Genomic DNA, 13,598 nt, shown 5'->3' with positions numbered 1-13,598 from the left:
TCGCCCTGGCTAACGGGGAATGGAGACGATCTGGATCGATGTGCCCAGGGGTGCTCCGTTGCTCGTCGTGGTGAATGACAGGGTGCCGCTGCACCCGGGGATCGTGTAGGCCCCGTTGATATTTCGCAACTGGCTGATCACATCGGTGGACTGGGGGACGCGGTTGGGTGAGGCGAGGCGGATCGCCCGGGTGGCGGTGAGCAAGGCGTCATGGGTCAGGCAGGTGTAGCCATCGGCCTCGGTGACCCGGTAGCCGCCGGCGGTGAGCGCCTCGGCATAGGGCGGCCAGCCTTCGGGCGGATTGCCCTGGCCGTGCGGCCACGTGTGCGGGTCGGTGACCCCGGCGTAGACGATGGAGAGCCCGGCCTTGCGCAGTTCCTCGTGATCGCCGCGGTCGATGACGGTCAAGGCCGCGACTCCGCTCATGATCGTCAGTGGTCGATCACGACAGCCCCGCCGAGCCTTGAGGGATTCCAGGAACGCCGGGAGGTCGGTGACCCGGCCCGCGTAGAGGATGACCGCGGCCCCCGACTGACAGATATTGATCGTGACGGCGTCGAATATCTGCGGCCAGGTGTCCCCGGGCAGGGTGGCGCCGACGAAGGCTTGGTCGGGCAGATCGCCGATCCAGCCGCCGAGTTGGTCGCGGAAGGCTTTCTGCAGTGCGCCGGTGTAGAGGTCGCCGCGGTCTTCGGAGTTCTGATCCCACACCACCATCGCGGGTCCGGCCGGTGGGTGCGCGGTCAAGTGCCTGGCCAGCGCGGCGACGTAGTCGCTGGTGGTCGGGGTGGCCCGCAGCATGCCGGGGGTATTGGTGTAGTTCAGGTCGTCGGCGGTGGTGATCGCGCCGACGATGGGAATCTTGGCCTCGGAGAGCTTCTTGGCCGCGTCACGGGTGGGGACGACACTGGTGCCCAGCGCCACCACGGCCACCACGCGCCGCCGCTGGTCGGAATCGCCGCGAGTGTCGATCAACTCCTGGATCGGATCGGACCAGCGGGTCTGATAACTGCCCGGATTGGCCAGCAGCAACCGGATGCGCGGTTGCGGGTCGCCGATCACCCGGCTGGTATTGAGCCGCGCCTGGGCGGTCGCGGCGCCGATGAGCATTTGTTTGGCTTGGTTGCTGTCCAGCTGTCCGGGCCGGAAGCCCGGCTGCTCGGGGGCGGGTGGTTGCGACAGCGGGCCGAAAATCGCCACGGTGACGTAGTTTTCGCCGACTTCGGCGTTCTGGCGGGCGATCTGTTCCACCACCGGCTGGGACGCTTCGTCGAAACCGGTGAACGCACCGTCGGTGACGCCGATGCACTCACCGTCTTGCAGACTCAATCCCGCGGTGACACAGGGAGATTCGGGTTCAGGCCAGAAGATGACCACTGCGGCCAGCGCGACGGCGACGGTGACCGCGATGGCGACGCCCACGCGTGGATACCGGCGTATTCGGGCCCAGACCGGGCCCCACCACGGGCGCGGCTGCTGCTGGTCGGGGGGTTGCCCGTCCGGGCTTGGATGGAGTCTCTGTTCCCAGCCGGACAGCTCGGCGTCCAGTTGCTCACCCATCAGGCCGGGGCGAGTGAGGGCCAGGCACGCCGTCACGATCGCGCGAGTCGATTCCACGGTAGGCAAGGGGTAGCCGACGGTGATGGCGCGCGTCAGGACATTCGGGTCGACATGCGCGCTCTCGGCCAGACGTGCCTGATCGATCCCACCGGCCGCGGTGGCCTCGACAACCAGGCTGCGCAGGTCCTGCTTGAACACGGCCGCGGCGTCCGTGGCGTTCATCGTGGCCCCTCTTCGTTGCGCGGCACAGTCCGCGAAATCTCGATCATCGCCCCATCAACCTTCCTTGCGGTGGTTCCCCCCACCGATACCACCACAGTGCCACCGCGGCAGTCGCGCGCACGAGGTAAAATCAACGCGCACAAACATATTCGTCCAGGCATCCGCCCCTCGTGCAGGAAACCATAATTTCCCACTGCACGCATCATCGTCGCCGTAACGGCATCCGAAACCCGCCGCTGCCGAATCGCAGTGTTCCGGTGCCGTATTCGCAACGGTTTACCGCGGCTCCCACGGGGCATTTCGCAGATCCCTGCGAGACGAACGGAGACCGGTCTCATGTCGGAGATGAACAAGCGCAATCTGATCTACTTCGAAAACCCGTCCATGCGAGGGTTGTACGACAGCATGGAGGAGTGGCAGCACGCCAACGGCCGCCGGCTGCTGTCGATGAGTGTGCAGCCAGACGGTGATAACTACTGTTGTATCGCACTGACCAACCCGACCGAGGTCGTGATCACCAGCGAGGACGGGCACAACCACGCAAATGTCAGCCGCTTCGGCATGCTGGCGGTGGATGCGCAGTAGCCGCTGCCGAGACGCTGGGACATGGGTTCGAGACGGTCGCCCATGGAGGGCCGGGGGTCGTCCGGGTTCTACTTTTCTCATCACCGAGGAGGACCCATGACCCAGAACAATCGACCCTCGTACTCCAGTTTCGGCCTGGCCTGGCTGCTCGGCTACGGCGCGTTCGCGCTGACCTACGGCGATGATCCACCGGTGCCCGCCACGGTAGCGGCCGTGCTGTTGTTCGGTGGACTGCTGGCCGCGCTGATCATCACCGGCATCGGCGCGGTCCGGGCCCAGCGCGGCGCCCGCGGCCGCGAGGCCCTGACCGGCAAGCTGCTCGCCGCCGCGTGGCTGATCGGTTTCGGCGCGCTGTCCCTCGTCATCGAAGCGCTGAGCACGGCACTGAACGAGCCCGAGGTGCAAACCCTGCTGTGGCCGACCGGAGCGGGCCTCGTCGTCGGAATGATCTATCTCGGCGGCGGACTCGCCTACCGCGACTCGCTGCAGTACGCCCTCGGTGCCTGGCTGGCCGTAATGTCCTCGGCCGCTTTATTTCTGGACGGCGCAACCCTCTATTGGGCGCTTGCCCTGATCGGCGGCGGTGGCTATCTCGTTGCCGCCCTGCTGGAGCCGCGCCGGACCACCGCGCACGCCACACCCGATCCTTCGGTTACGTCGGGTGATACGGCTTAGAGGCGCCTGCGAGTAGTCAGCGGCCGGTTGTCCCGTCGATCAGTTCGCGGAGGATGTCGGCGTGGCCGGCGTGGCGGCCGGTTTCCTCGATCATGTGGGTGAGGGCCCAGCGGAGCGTGGGGGTGTGGCGGGTGGGGTGGGGGAGTGGGGCGGAGGGGTCGGTGTATCGGTCGAGGACTTTGTTGGCGTGGCTGACTGTTTCGCGGTAGCGGGCGACGACTTCGGGCACGGTGGCTGTGGGGGCGGCGTGGAACGTTGCCTGCCAGTCGGTGACGGTGTCTCCGAGGAACATTGCGCGCTCGACGTGGGTCAGGTGCGTGAGCAGGCCTAGCAGGTTCGTGCCGGAGGGGACCGCGGCGGTGCGGGCCTGGGGGTCCGGAGCGCCGTCGATTTTCGCGGCGATCGAGGTTCGCAAATAGTCGAGAAAGCCACGGAGGACTTGGATTTCGCTGGATCCGGTGCGGGGCGGCGGGGTGTCGTGGTGACGGGAGGTCGTCATGCCTCCAGCCTTGCCGAGCACCCTGGCATCGGGCACAAAATCTTGCGGTTCCGGCAAGATGGGCGCATGGACGCCGATACGGAGAACGTGCTCGACTCGGTGGGCCCGCGTTTGCGCGCCCTGCGCCGCGAACGCGGCATCACCCTCGCCGACCTCGCGGCGACGACCGGGGTGTCGGAGAGCACCCTGTCGCGTCTGGAGAGCGGGCAGCGCCGGGCCAGCCTGGAATTGCTGCTGCCGCTGGCGCGCACCTATAACGTCCCGCTGGACGACCTGGTGGGCGCGCCGCGCACCGGTGACCCTCGGATTCACCTGAAGCCGATCCACCGGTACGGGATGGTCTTCATTCCGCTGTCCCGCCGCCCCGGCGGTACCCAGGCCTTCAAGATGATCATTCCGGCGCGGCCGGAACCGCTCGAACCCACGCCGCAGACCCACGAGGGTATGGAATGGCTGTATGTGCTCAACGGCCGTCTGCGCCTGGTATTGGGTGAACGCGACCTGACCCTGTCGGCGGGTGAGGCGGCCGAATTCGACACCTCGTTGCCGCACTGGCTGGGCAGCGCCGACGGCGGCGCGGTCGAGTTGCTCATTCTGTTCGGACTGCACGGGACGCGTGCGCACGTCCACCCCGGCCGCGGCACGGACTGAACTGCTCGATACCCGCGAGATGGCTTGCACCACACCGTGTCTCGAACTCTTCCGGACCCGCCGGGCGCGGCGTAGGGTCCCTTCTTATACGGTACCGTATAACAGGAGGATCGGCATGACACTTCCCCCCGGGCAACGCGCTGTCGAAGGATTTCCGCGCTTCGGCACCCACCTGCATCACCCGCCCCCGGCCGTTCCCGCCGACCCGGTCATCGACATCGGCGGCGCGCTGACCGAGCCCGGCACCTTGTCCGTGGCCGACCTCGCGGCGCTGCCGCGCCGTGAGCTGCGAGCCGACTTCCACTGTGTCGCTGGCTGGTCGGCCACCGGACTGCTCTGGGAGGGAACGCCTTTCGCGACTTTCTACCGCACCCGGGTGGAACCGCTGCTGACCGCGCCGGTCAGTCATGTGACCTTCGAAGGTCTCGACGGCTTCCAATCGATCGTCGTGCTGGCGGATGCCTTGGCCGACGACGTTCTCCTCGCCGACCGCCTCGACGGGCAACCACTCGACGGCGACCACGGGGCCCCGGTGCGACTGGTGAGTCCCAGCCAGTACGGCTTCATCAACACAAAGCACCTGTGCCGCATCGGGTTTCACACCACCGAACCCCCGATCACCGACCGCTGGTCACCCCTCGCGTCGCATCCCCGGGCGCGAGTCTGGGAGGAAGAACGGCACCGCCACCTCCCCGGCCGGGTGGTGCGCCCGGTCTATCGGTCGTTGATCGCACCGATTCGCGCGCTCAGCGCCCGGGGCAGCCGCCCGCGCTGAGCCGGCCTACTTGGTGAACCACGAGGTGAGGATGTCGTCCACGGTCTTGGCGATCGGCAACTGCGGGGCAGGCTCGATACCGGGCTCCTCGGCAAGCGGGTGTCCGAGCCCGGGCACCGTCGTGACGGCGGCGTCGGCGCCCCGCGCGCGCAGTGCCGCGACCAGTTCTTCGGCGTCGGCCCGGAATCGCGGATGGTCCAGCTCCCCGCTGACCACCAACAACGCTGTGCGGTCACCGATTTCCCCGGCGCGGGCGACGAAGTCCAGACGATCGGCGACCGCGTGCGCGTCCGCGTCCCACGCGTAAGGACTACCGGTGAACTCCTCGATGAGGCCGACCACCGACCGTGCCCGGACCGCCGGATTCACCAGCGCCGCGCTCCGCACCGGCACCTCCCCGCGCGCGAGCGTCAGCAACGCCACCCCGCCACCCAGCGATCCGCCGAGGATGCTGATCGGTGCGTCGACAAGCGGCAACTGCTCCCGCAGCGCCGCCAAAGCGGCTGGGAATTCGTCGGCCGCCTCGGTGATCATCCATTCGGTGTAGGCGCGCAGCGAATCACGCCGGACGAGCTCGAGTCCGGCGTCCATGCTGCCGTTCACCATTCGCGCACCACAGAGCGGCATCCCCAGGTACACCCGCCAAACCGGCATTCCGGCCAGCGGCAGCGCGGCCGCGAACGCCGCGTCCGAACGCGGGGCGTCGAGCATGTGCCACGCCACCAAGAGGGGAGCGGCACCATCGACTCCCTCGGGCGGTAGCGCGGTGTAAGGGACGCCTGCGGCGGTGCCGGTGATCGGTTTCATGCTCGGATGGTAGGAGCTGCGGCCGGCGCTGGGCAGCTACTTCTGCTGAGGGTGAAACCCGAGGATCGCGCCGCGCTACCCGAGCGTCCATCGGCGGAGCTTCTCGGGGTTGCGGACGGCCCAGATACTAGTGATCCGGTCGCCCGCGATGTCGAACGCGACGACCGACGTGGTGATCCCGGCCAGCTGGACGATCAAGCCGGGCTGGCCGTTGACCATGCGCTCCAAGATCGTCGCACCGGTCAGCTTGCCGGCGAAGGCGACGAGGTAGCGAGCGATCTGTTCGCCGCCTTCGATCGGGTGCGGCGCGGCGTTGGCCAGTCCGCCGCCGTCGGCGATTCCGGTGGCGTCGGGATCGAGGAGTTCGATGAGCGCGTTGATGTCGTTGGCTTCCCAAGCCTGTTTGAAATCCCGGACGACACGCGCCTGCTGGGCCGTCGGCGGCGCGGGCGGCCGGGCCGCGCCGACCCGGCGGCGGGCGGAGGTGGCGAGCTGGCGGCAGGCGGCCGGGCTGCGGCCGACGATATCGGCCACTTCCGGGAACGGGTAGCGGAAGATGTCGTGCAGGATGAATGCTACGCGCTCGGCCGGAGTCATCGATTCGAGCACGACGAGAAACGCCATATTGACCGACTCGTCCAGGGTGACCCGGTCGGCGGGGTCGGCGCCGGGTCGCGCGTCCCACTCGTCGCGTTCGGGCAGCGGTTCTGGAACCCATTCGCCCACATAGCGTTCCCGTCGCACGCGCGCCGAGCCGAGCAGATCGAGGCAGATCCGGCTGGCGACTTTCGTCAGCCAGCCGCCGGGGGTGGCTATGGTCCGTTGCTGTTCCCGGGACATGGCGTACCAGCGGGCGTAGGTCTCCTGCACCACGTCCTCGGCGTCGGCGAGGGAACCGAGCAGCCGATACGCCAGGTTGATCAGCTGGCGGCGCTCGCTCATGATCGCGTCCAGGCCCGGATCGAGCGCACCGTCCGGCACCACGTGTTCGGTCGTCATGATGTCGCCGATCCTCCGTCATCGCACATACCGATACGACGAAACAGCCGACCGAATTGTGATGTGCCCGCGCTCACCTCACATTCCGGCGGCCGGCGTCGTCGGACTACCGAACCACGCCGAATGGAGGACACATGACTACCCACGATGCCGAACTCCGGGAATTCCTGGAGCACCGCGCCGAGGCGCAGCAGTCGAAGGATATCGACCGGCTCATGGCGCACTACGATCCCGAGGTCGTCTACTACGATGTCGTTCCCCCGCTACGGTTTTCGGGCACCGAGGAAGTGCGCCGGAATTTTCTGCGCTGGTTCGACGGTTACGAAGGTTCGATCAGCCTGGAAACGCACGACCGCACCCTGCTGAACAGTGGCGACCTGGCGTTCGCGAACATGCTGCATCTGGATTCCGGCGTTCGGAAAGGCGGCCTGCAGGCGTCGATCTGGGTGCGGGAGACCACCTGCCTGCGCCGGGCGAACGGGCGATGGCTGATCACGCACGAGCACGTCTCGATTCCGATCGACCCGCGGAACATGCAGGTCTGGCTGGCCTCGGACAAGGACCAATCGGCCTGACCAGTGTCGACTGCGGCGATTTCGCGCGCGTGGCAGGATCGCGCCATGGAGCCGCCATTGCAGTTCGGGTCGGAGCTGAGCGCTGCACTGGGTGTGCCCGAGGACATCCGCGGCGTGGACAGCAGTCCGCGGTCGCGGGTTTGGCGGGCTGAACTGGCCGGGACGCCGGTGGTGATCAAGCAGCTGGTCGGCGGCCGGGACGCCGCCGACGGGTATGCCCGCGAGGTCGCCGCGTTGCGGACCGCGGCCCGGGTCGATCCACCGGTGGTGCCCGCGCTGCTCGGCACCGATCCGCGAGCGCGGATGCTCGTGCTGGAGTACGTGGAACACCAAGAGCCGCAAGGTGATTGGTTGATCGAATACGCGACTGCGCTGGCCCGGCTCCATGCCGCCGCGAGCGACGGCGTGGCGGCCGATCTTCCGGTCTGGTCCGGACCGGCCGCCCAGGACGTCGACTCGTTCCTCCAGCTCGCGCACACGCTCGAGGCGACGATCCCGCCGGGCGTGCGCGCCGAACTCGAGGGTTTGGTCGAACGCCTGGCCCGGAATGAGCATCGGGCGCTGCTGCACGGTGATCCGTGTCCCGGCAACGACCTGCACACCGCAACGGGTGTGCGGTTCATCGACTTCGAACAGGCTGCCCTGGGCAACGGCCTGATGGAACTGGCCTACCTGCACATCGGTTTCCCGACCTGCTGGTGTGCCACCGCACCGGCTCCGGCGCTGCTGACAGCGGCGGAGAACGCCTATCGCACGACGTGGCGCGACACCACCGGCACCGAGGTCACCGGTGATCTCACCGACGCGTGCGCCGGTTGGCTGCTGCGTGGCGACGCCCTCGTCGAGCGGGCGCGGCGGCGAACCATCGACCACCTCGCCGAACTCGCGCGACGCGACTGGGAGTGGGGCACCGCCACCGCCCGGCAGCGGCTGCTGCACCGGCTCCGGGTGGTCGGGCGGATGACCGCGGAAAGCGGCGAACTACCGGAGCTGAGCCGCCTGGTGGCGAGCATGGGCGAACGCATGCGCACCCGCTGGCCCGGGCTCGAAAGCCTCCCGCGCGCAGATCGATTCGCCAGGCAGCTCATCGAATGAACGAGGGTCCGGTCAGCCGCGACCGAGATACGGCATACCCGTGGCCATGACGGTCAGGAACGGGACATTCGTGGTCAGCGGCAGGTCGACGGTTTGCACCACAAGGCGCGCGACGTCATCGGCGGCCATGGTCGGTTCCGGCCGGACGGAGCCGTCGGCTTGCAGCGCGCCCGCGGCGATTCCGGCGGTGAGTTCGGTCGCCGCGTTGCCGATATCGATCTGACCTGCCGCGATGTCGTAGGAACGGCCCTCGAGGGCGAGCGCTTTGGTGAGACCGGTGATCGCGTGCTTGCTGGCGGCATAGCCCACCGTGTGCGGCCGCGGGGTGTGCGCGGAGATCGATCCGTTGTTGATGATCCGGCCGCCCCGGGGCCGCTGATTCTTCATCAACCGGAACGCGGCCTGCGCACACAGGAACGAGCCGGTGAGATTGGTGTCGATCACCTGCCGCCAATCCCGCACCGCCACTTCATCGATCGGTGCGGACGGACCGAAAATGCCCGCGTTGTTGACGAGCACGTCCAACCGGCCCCACTGCTCGGTGATCCGCTCGAACAGCGCGGTGACGGCATCGGGGTCGGTGACATCGGACGGCACCGCCGTCACCGTGCCCGGCCCGGTGGTGGCGGCAACGGTGTCGTCGAGCGTCGCGGCGGTGCGCCCGCTGGCGACGACCTGGTGACCGGCGGCGGCCAGGGCGAGGGCGATGGCGCGACCGAGACCACTGCCGGCGCCGGTGACGAGAACGATCTTCGAGGTGGACACGGATCGAGGGTAGTGGCTCACGGCGCGGTGCCGGCCCTGCCTCATTCCGAGGAGTCGCGGAATCCATAGGCGGAACCGGACATCGCCGGAATCAGGTTGTCCGCGGTCGGCGCGAGGCCGGTGGGAATCTTCGGCAGCGCGTACGGATGCTCACGGCCGAGCCAGCCGACGAGTTCCTCGCGGACCGCGCACCGCAGTGTCCACACGTCGTCGGCATTGCGGGCCGACATGGAGGCGCGCACGATGATGTTGGTCGGCGTGCTGTCGGTCACCAGGAGATTCCAGCTGCGGCCGTCCCAATCCGGGCGTTCGCGCAGGTAGTCGTGCAGGTGCTCGCGCAGTTCCGCCACCGGCGCGCTGTGATCGAGATGCAGGAACACCGTGCCGGTGATCTGCGGCCCACCTCTGGACCAGTTCTCGTACGGTTTGCTGTTGAAGTAGGAGACCGGCATCGTCAGCCGGCGGTCATCCCAGATCCGCACGGTGAGGAAGGCGAGCGTGATCTCCTCCACCGTCCCCCATTCCCCCTCGACCACCACGGTGTCGCCGATCTTCACCGAATCGCCGAACGCGATCTGCAGACCCGCGATGAGGTTGCCCAGCGTCGACTGGGCCGCCACACCGGCGATGACGCCGATGACACCCGCCGACGCCAGCAGCGAGGTGCCCAGCGTGCGCAGATCGGGGAACAACAGCAGCATCGCCACCGCCGCCGTACTCAGCGCCAGGATCGCGGTCACGATGCGGCGGACCAGCGCGAGTTGCGTATTCAGCTGGCGTACCCGTGAGGTGTCCGCCGTCCGCACGGCGTAGCGGTGCAGCGTGTTCTCGGCCAGCGCGTCGGCCACCCGGACCGCGAGCCACGCCGCGGACATGATCGCCACCGCGGCGAACAGGTTCCGGATCACCTGCTCCTGCTCGAAGTCCAACTCCGCCAAGGGGAAAGTGCCGTGCAGCGCGGCCGAACCCAGCAGCACCTGGAGCGGCAGCTGGATCCGGCGCAGCAGACTCGGCAGGCGGGTACCCGGACGTCTTTCCGAGCTATATCGGAGAATGCGATCGATCAACAGCCCGGCCAGCACGGTCGCTCCGACCGTCCCGCCGAGAACTATCAGGGGTCGCAGTACTTCCTCCACAGTCGCGAACTCCTTGCCACGCAGTCATCTTGATCTCTCCAACGCCAGGCTACATTTCGGTAACGGAGAGGGAGGTCGCCGAGGACTCGAAGGCTCCCGCCTCCGCCGCGAGCGCGGCGCTGACGGCCGCGCGGTCCGGCAGGCGCGGGTCCGGCGGGGTGCGGAGCAGTACCAACTGGTGATAGAGCGGGGCGGTGGCGGCGATGAGCAGAGCGCGGGCGTCGACGTTCGGCGCGAGTTCCGCGCGCTGAATCGCACGCTGCACGATGATCTCGGACTGGGCGTATCGGTCTTCCCACAATCGCCGCAGGGCTCGCGCGGCTTCCTCGGAGCGGAACGAGACCGCGATCAGCGCCACCGCGATCGACGACTCCTCGCTCAGTGAGTCCTGGATCTCGTGATTGAGTGCCGCCAGATCGCCACGCAGCGTGCCGGTTTCGCGGGGCTGCCACGACTGCTGGGCGGCCGCGTCGAAGACGTCGGCGAGCAGCCCGCCGACGTCGCGCCAGCGGCGGTAGACCGTGGCGCGATGCACGCCCGCGCGGGCGGCGACGGCGTCGATGTTGAGCGCGTCGTAGCCGCGTTCGGTCAACTCCGCGCTGGCCGCTTCCAGTACTTGGGCTCGGATGCGGGCGGTTCGGCCACCGGGGCGGCGGGCCGCGGGAGCGGGCTGGGAACTCATCGTCGGTAATCCGATTGCTTGACGGGACGGGCCTTCGACGATACCTTAGTGCGACTGCCGTCGTATTAAGTGAGGTTGCCGATGTTCTTCGAAAGTGTTCACCCGGCCCTGCGGTCTTGGCCGGCCGCGTCGTCCTCGAATACTTCGGAGAGTGCACATGCCCACCCAGATCACCGCGCTCGCGGTCAGCAAATCCTTCGGCGGCACACCGGTTCTCGATGAGGTGACGTGCTCGCTCGCCGCGGGCGAGCGCACCGGGATCATCGGGGAGAACGGTTCCGGCAAGACCACGTTGCTGCGCCTGTTCGCCGGGCGCGTCACCCCGGACAGCGGCGAGATCATCGTCCGAGCCGACGGCGGCATCGGATACCTGGCGCAAGAGGATCCGCTCCCACCGGGACTCACCGTGCAGCAGATCATCGACCGAGCCTTGACCGACCTCCGGGCGATCGAAGGCCGGATGCGCGGTTTCGAGGCCGCGATGGCCGCGGGCGATGACTCCGTACTGGCCGAATATGGCGAATTGGCAAGCCTTTTCGAACTCCGTGGCGGCTACGACGCCGACGCGCGGGTGGAACGGGCCCTGCACGGTCTGGGCTTGGCTCTGGTGGACCGCGACCGCGCGGTGGGCGAGCTGTCCGGCGGCGAGCAGGTCCGGCTGCGGCTGGCCGCGGTGCTCGCGGCGGGCACCGAGGTGCTGCTGCTGGACGAGCCGACCAACCACCTCGACGACGACGCCCTGACCTGGCTGGAAGACCACCTGCGTACCCGCCGTGGCACCACGGTGACGGTCTCGCACGATCGGGTTTTCCTCGAGCGGGTCGCGACCAGCCTGCTCGAGGTCGACGCGGACCGGCGGCGGGTCATCCGCTACGGCAACGGATATGCGGGATTCCTGACCGAAAAGGCGGCGGCGCGGCGGCGCTGGGAGCAGGCGCACACGCAGTGGCTGGCCGACACGGCTCGGCTCCGGGAAGTCGCGGCCACCACGGCTTGCGAGGTCGCGCCCGGCCGGGCGATGAAGGACAACAACAAGATGGCCTACGACCGGGCCGGCGGGCGGGTGCAGCAGTCCCTGGCCGGCCGGGTCCGCAACGCCGAGGAGAGGTTGCGCCGCCTCCTCGCGAACCCGGTGCCGCCGCCACCGCCACCGCTGCGGTTCGCGCCCACCTTGCGAACCGGGAGCGCGCACGGCACCGTGCTCGAGGCGAGCGACATCGGTGTCTCGGGCCGCCTCGACCGGACCAGCGTGACGATCGCCGCGGGCGAGCGGTTGCTGATCACCGGTCCGAACGGCGCGGGCAAGACGACGCTGTTGCGAGTGCTGGCGGGCCGGGTCGTGCCGGACACCGGCGTCGTGCTCCGGCACGGCACGATCGGCTATCTCGCCCAGGAACCGCCACCCGCCGAACCCAGGCAAACGGTGCTGGCCGCCTTCGCGCGTGGTCGTGCCGGAACAAGCGAGCAACACGCCGAAAAGTTGTTGTCGCTGGGCCTGTTTCCACCGGAACAGCTCGCGACGCGCGTCGAGAATCTGTCCACCGGCCAGCGGCAGCGTCTCGCGCTGGCACGGTTGGTCACCGAGTCCGTCGACGTGCTGTTGCTCGACGAGCCCACCAACCATCTGTCGCCGGGACTGGTCGAGGAACTGGAAACCGCACTGGCCGGATACCGGGGCGCTCTCGTGATCGTCAGCCACGACCGCCGGCTGCGCTGCCGGTGGCGCGGTGCCCGGCTGGACCTGCGCACCGCGGCATCCGTCTGACCCTCTGTCGAACCATCCCCGCTCCCAAGGAGTTTCGCCGTGACCGCTGGTCCCCATCCGATCCCCGCCGACCCGACCGTCCTGCACCCGATGCCCGGCCAGCCCCGCGTGGTGCTGCTGAAACCGCTGATCACCTCGCCGCTGATAGCGGTGGGGGAGTACTCCTACTACGACGACCCGGACGACCCGACCGCGTTCGAAACCCGCAATGTGCTGTACCACTACGGGCCGGAAAAACTGATCATCGGGAAGTTCTGTGCCCTGGGCACGGGAGTGCGCTTCATCATGAACGGCGCCAATCACCGCATGGACGGCCCGTCGACCTTCCCGTTTCCGACCATGGGCGGTTCCTGGTCGAACCACTTCGACCTGCTCACCGGTTTGCCGGTCCGAGGCGACACCGTCGTCGGCAACGACGTGTGGTTCGGCAACGGCGCGACGGTCATGCCCGGCGTGCGGATCGGCCACGGCGCGATCATCAGCACCGGCTCCGTGGTCACCGCCGACGTGCCCGACTACGGCATCGTCGGCGGCAACCCCGCCCGTCTCATCCGGACCCGCTTCAGCGACCAGGACATCGCCCGGTTGCTCGCGGTGGCCTGGTGGGATTGGCCCACAGCGCATATCACCGAACACGTGCGGACCATCATGTCGGGCAGCATCGCCGAGCTGGAATCCGCCGCCGCAACCCTGAAATGAGCCGGATGCGGCGACCCGCCGACCCGCTGCGGCCGCCGACCCCATCGAGAAAGACTGTCTAAAAGCCGAATGCCTGTCCCAGCAGCTTCAAGACCGCGAGCGGTCCGA

General features: G+C 68.3%; 15 protein-coding genes. 8 read left to right on the top strand and 7 right to left on the bottom strand.

Annotated features, from left to right (window positions below):
- Positions 1-9: 9 nt before the first annotated feature.
- A complete protein-coding gene (locus BJ987_RS27420) occupies positions 10-1,782 on the bottom strand; it encodes an ABC transporter substrate-binding protein (protein ID WP_209895609.1) in 1,773 nt (590 codons plus the stop codon).
- Positions 1,783-2,127: 345 nt separating this feature from the next.
- Between BJ987_RS27420 and BJ987_RS27415 the strand changes: the two genes are divergently transcribed.
- On the top strand, positions 2,128-2,367 hold the full coding sequence (locus tag BJ987_RS27415; RefSeq protein ID WP_245366152.1) for a hypothetical protein: 240 nt from the start codon (positions 2,128-2,130) through the stop codon (positions 2,365-2,367).
- Positions 2,368-2,463: 96 nt separating this feature from the next.
- On the top strand, positions 2,464-3,042 hold the full coding sequence (locus BJ987_RS27410; RefSeq protein ID WP_209895605.1) for an ABC transporter permease: 579 nt from the start codon (positions 2,464-2,466) through the stop codon (positions 3,040-3,042).
- Between the two features lie 16 nt (positions 3,043-3,058).
- Here BJ987_RS27410 and BJ987_RS27405 read toward each other — a convergent pair whose 3' ends face one another.
- Positions 3,059-3,541 (bottom strand): DinB family protein, encoded by a 483-nt coding sequence (locus BJ987_RS27405; protein ID WP_209895603.1) that lies wholly within the window; start codon positions 3,539-3,541, stop codon positions 3,059-3,061.
- 66 nt (positions 3,542-3,607) lie between these two features.
- On the opposite strand from BJ987_RS27405, the gene BJ987_RS27400 reads away from it, so the two are divergent.
- Positions 3,608-4,192 (top strand): helix-turn-helix domain-containing protein, encoded by a 585-nt coding sequence (locus tag BJ987_RS27400; RefSeq protein WP_209895601.1) that lies wholly within the window; start codon positions 3,608-3,610, stop codon positions 4,190-4,192.
- 115 nt (positions 4,193-4,307) lie between these two features.
- Positions 4,308-4,967: a molybdopterin-dependent oxidoreductase gene (locus BJ987_RS27395; RefSeq protein ID WP_209895599.1), complete on the top strand. Its 660-nt coding sequence runs from the start codon at positions 4,308-4,310 to the stop codon at positions 4,965-4,967.
- Positions 4,968-4,973: 6 nt separating this feature from the next.
- Here the strand turns inward: BJ987_RS27395 and BJ987_RS27390 are convergent, their stop codons facing one another.
- Entirely contained in the window at positions 4,974-5,774 is an 801-nt protein-coding gene (locus tag BJ987_RS27390; RefSeq protein ID WP_209895597.1) for an alpha/beta hydrolase family protein, read from the bottom strand.
- Between the two features lie 75 nt (positions 5,775-5,849).
- Positions 5,850-6,773, bottom strand: a complete 924-nt coding sequence (gene sigJ / locus BJ987_RS27385) for an RNA polymerase sigma factor SigJ (RefSeq protein WP_209895595.1) — start codon at positions 6,771-6,773, stop codon at positions 5,850-5,852.
- A 134-nt stretch (positions 6,774-6,907) separates the two neighbouring features.
- On the opposite strand from sigJ, the gene BJ987_RS27380 reads away from it, so the two are divergent.
- On the top strand, positions 6,908-7,348 hold the full coding sequence (locus tag BJ987_RS27380; protein WP_209895593.1) for a YybH family protein: 441 nt from the start codon (positions 6,908-6,910) through the stop codon (positions 7,346-7,348).
- Between the two features lie 45 nt (positions 7,349-7,393).
- Entirely contained in the window at positions 7,394-8,443 is a 1,050-nt protein-coding gene (locus BJ987_RS27375) for a protein kinase family protein (RefSeq protein WP_209895591.1), read from the top strand.
- Positions 8,444-8,455: 12 nt separating this feature from the next.
- Here the strand turns inward: BJ987_RS27375 and BJ987_RS27370 are convergent, their stop codons facing one another.
- From BJ987_RS27370 to BJ987_RS27360, 3 genes are read right to left on the bottom strand one after another with little or no spacing between them, the layout of a single operon-like run.
- The gene (locus tag BJ987_RS27370) at positions 8,456-9,253 is read right to left on the bottom strand and encodes an SDR family oxidoreductase (RefSeq protein ID WP_209895589.1); all 798 of its coding nucleotides are present in this window, start codon (positions 9,251-9,253) and stop codon (positions 8,456-8,458) included.
- Positions 9,250-10,344: a mechanosensitive ion channel family protein gene (locus BJ987_RS27365; protein ID WP_209895588.1), complete on the bottom strand. Its 1,095-nt coding sequence runs from the start codon at positions 10,342-10,344 to the stop codon at positions 9,250-9,252. The genes BJ987_RS27370 and BJ987_RS27365 overlap by 4 nt, the downstream gene beginning before the upstream one ends.
- A 49-nt stretch (positions 10,345-10,393) precedes the next feature.
- Positions 10,394-11,026, bottom strand: coding sequence for a TetR/AcrR family transcriptional regulator (locus BJ987_RS27360; RefSeq protein WP_209895586.1), 633 nt, complete (start codon positions 11,024-11,026; stop codon positions 10,394-10,396).
- A gap of 157 nt (positions 11,027-11,183) precedes the next feature.
- Here BJ987_RS27360 and abc-f point away from each other — a divergent pair, with 157 nt between their 5' ends.
- Positions 11,184-12,791: a ribosomal protection-like ABC-F family protein gene (abc-f, locus tag BJ987_RS27355; protein ID WP_209895584.1), complete on the top strand. Its 1,608-nt coding sequence runs from the start codon at positions 11,184-11,186 to the stop codon at positions 12,789-12,791.
- A 90-nt stretch (positions 12,792-12,881) separates the two neighbouring features.
- Positions 12,882-13,490, top strand: a complete 609-nt coding sequence (locus tag BJ987_RS27350; protein ID WP_209899161.1) for a CatB-related O-acetyltransferase — start codon at positions 12,882-12,884, stop codon at positions 13,488-13,490.
- The last annotated feature ends 108 nt before the right edge of the window (positions 13,491-13,598 follow it).

Source organism: Nocardia goodfellowii (genome assembly GCF_017875645.1).
Lineage (GTDB): Bacteria > Actinomycetota > Actinomycetes > Mycobacteriales > Mycobacteriaceae > Nocardia > Nocardia goodfellowii.
Note: the sequence above shows the minus strand (reverse complement) of the source record. Positions and strands in the feature narration are given on the sequence as shown.

Coding starts and splice junctions, on each gene's coding strand:
- BJ987_RS27420 (WP_209895609.1), bottom strand. CDS start 1,782: ATGAACGCCACGGACGCCGCGGCCGTGTTCAAGCAGGACCTGCGCAGC.
- BJ987_RS27415 (WP_245366152.1), top strand. CDS start 2,128: ATGAACAAGCGCAATCTGATCTACTTCGAAAACCCGTCCATGCGAGGG.
- BJ987_RS27410 (WP_209895605.1), top strand. CDS start 2,464: ATGACCCAGAACAATCGACCCTCGTACTCCAGTTTCGGCCTGGCCTGG.
- BJ987_RS27350 (WP_209899161.1), top strand. CDS start 12,882: ATGCCCGGCCAGCCCCGCGTGGTGCTGCTGAAACCGCTGATCACCTCG.
- sigJ (WP_209895595.1), bottom strand. CDS start 6,773: ATGACGACCGAACACGTGGTGCCGGACGGTGCGCTCGATCCGGGCCTG.
- BJ987_RS27360 (WP_209895586.1), bottom strand. CDS start 11,026: ATGAGTTCCCAGCCCGCTCCCGCGGCCCGCCGCCCCGGTGGCCGAACC.
- BJ987_RS27400 (WP_209895601.1), top strand. CDS start 3,608: ATGGACGCCGATACGGAGAACGTGCTCGACTCGGTGGGCCCGCGTTTG.
- BJ987_RS27375 (WP_209895591.1), top strand. CDS start 7,394: ATGGAGCCGCCATTGCAGTTCGGGTCGGAGCTGAGCGCTGCACTGGGT.
- BJ987_RS27390 (WP_209895597.1), bottom strand. CDS start 5,774: ATGAAACCGATCACCGGCACCGCCGCAGGCGTCCCTTACACCGCGCTA.
- BJ987_RS27405 (WP_209895603.1), bottom strand. CDS start 3,541: ATGACGACCTCCCGTCACCACGACACCCCGCCGCCCCGCACCGGATCC.
- abc-f (WP_209895584.1), top strand. CDS start 11,184: ATGCCCACCCAGATCACCGCGCTCGCGGTCAGCAAATCCTTCGGCGGC.
- BJ987_RS27370 (WP_209895589.1), bottom strand. CDS start 9,253: ATGAGGCAGGGCCGGCACCGCGCCGTGAGCCACTACCCTCGATCCGTG.
- BJ987_RS27395 (WP_209895599.1), top strand. CDS start 4,308: ATGACACTTCCCCCCGGGCAACGCGCTGTCGAAGGATTTCCGCGCTTC.
- BJ987_RS27380 (WP_209895593.1), top strand. CDS start 6,908: ATGACTACCCACGATGCCGAACTCCGGGAATTCCTGGAGCACCGCGCC.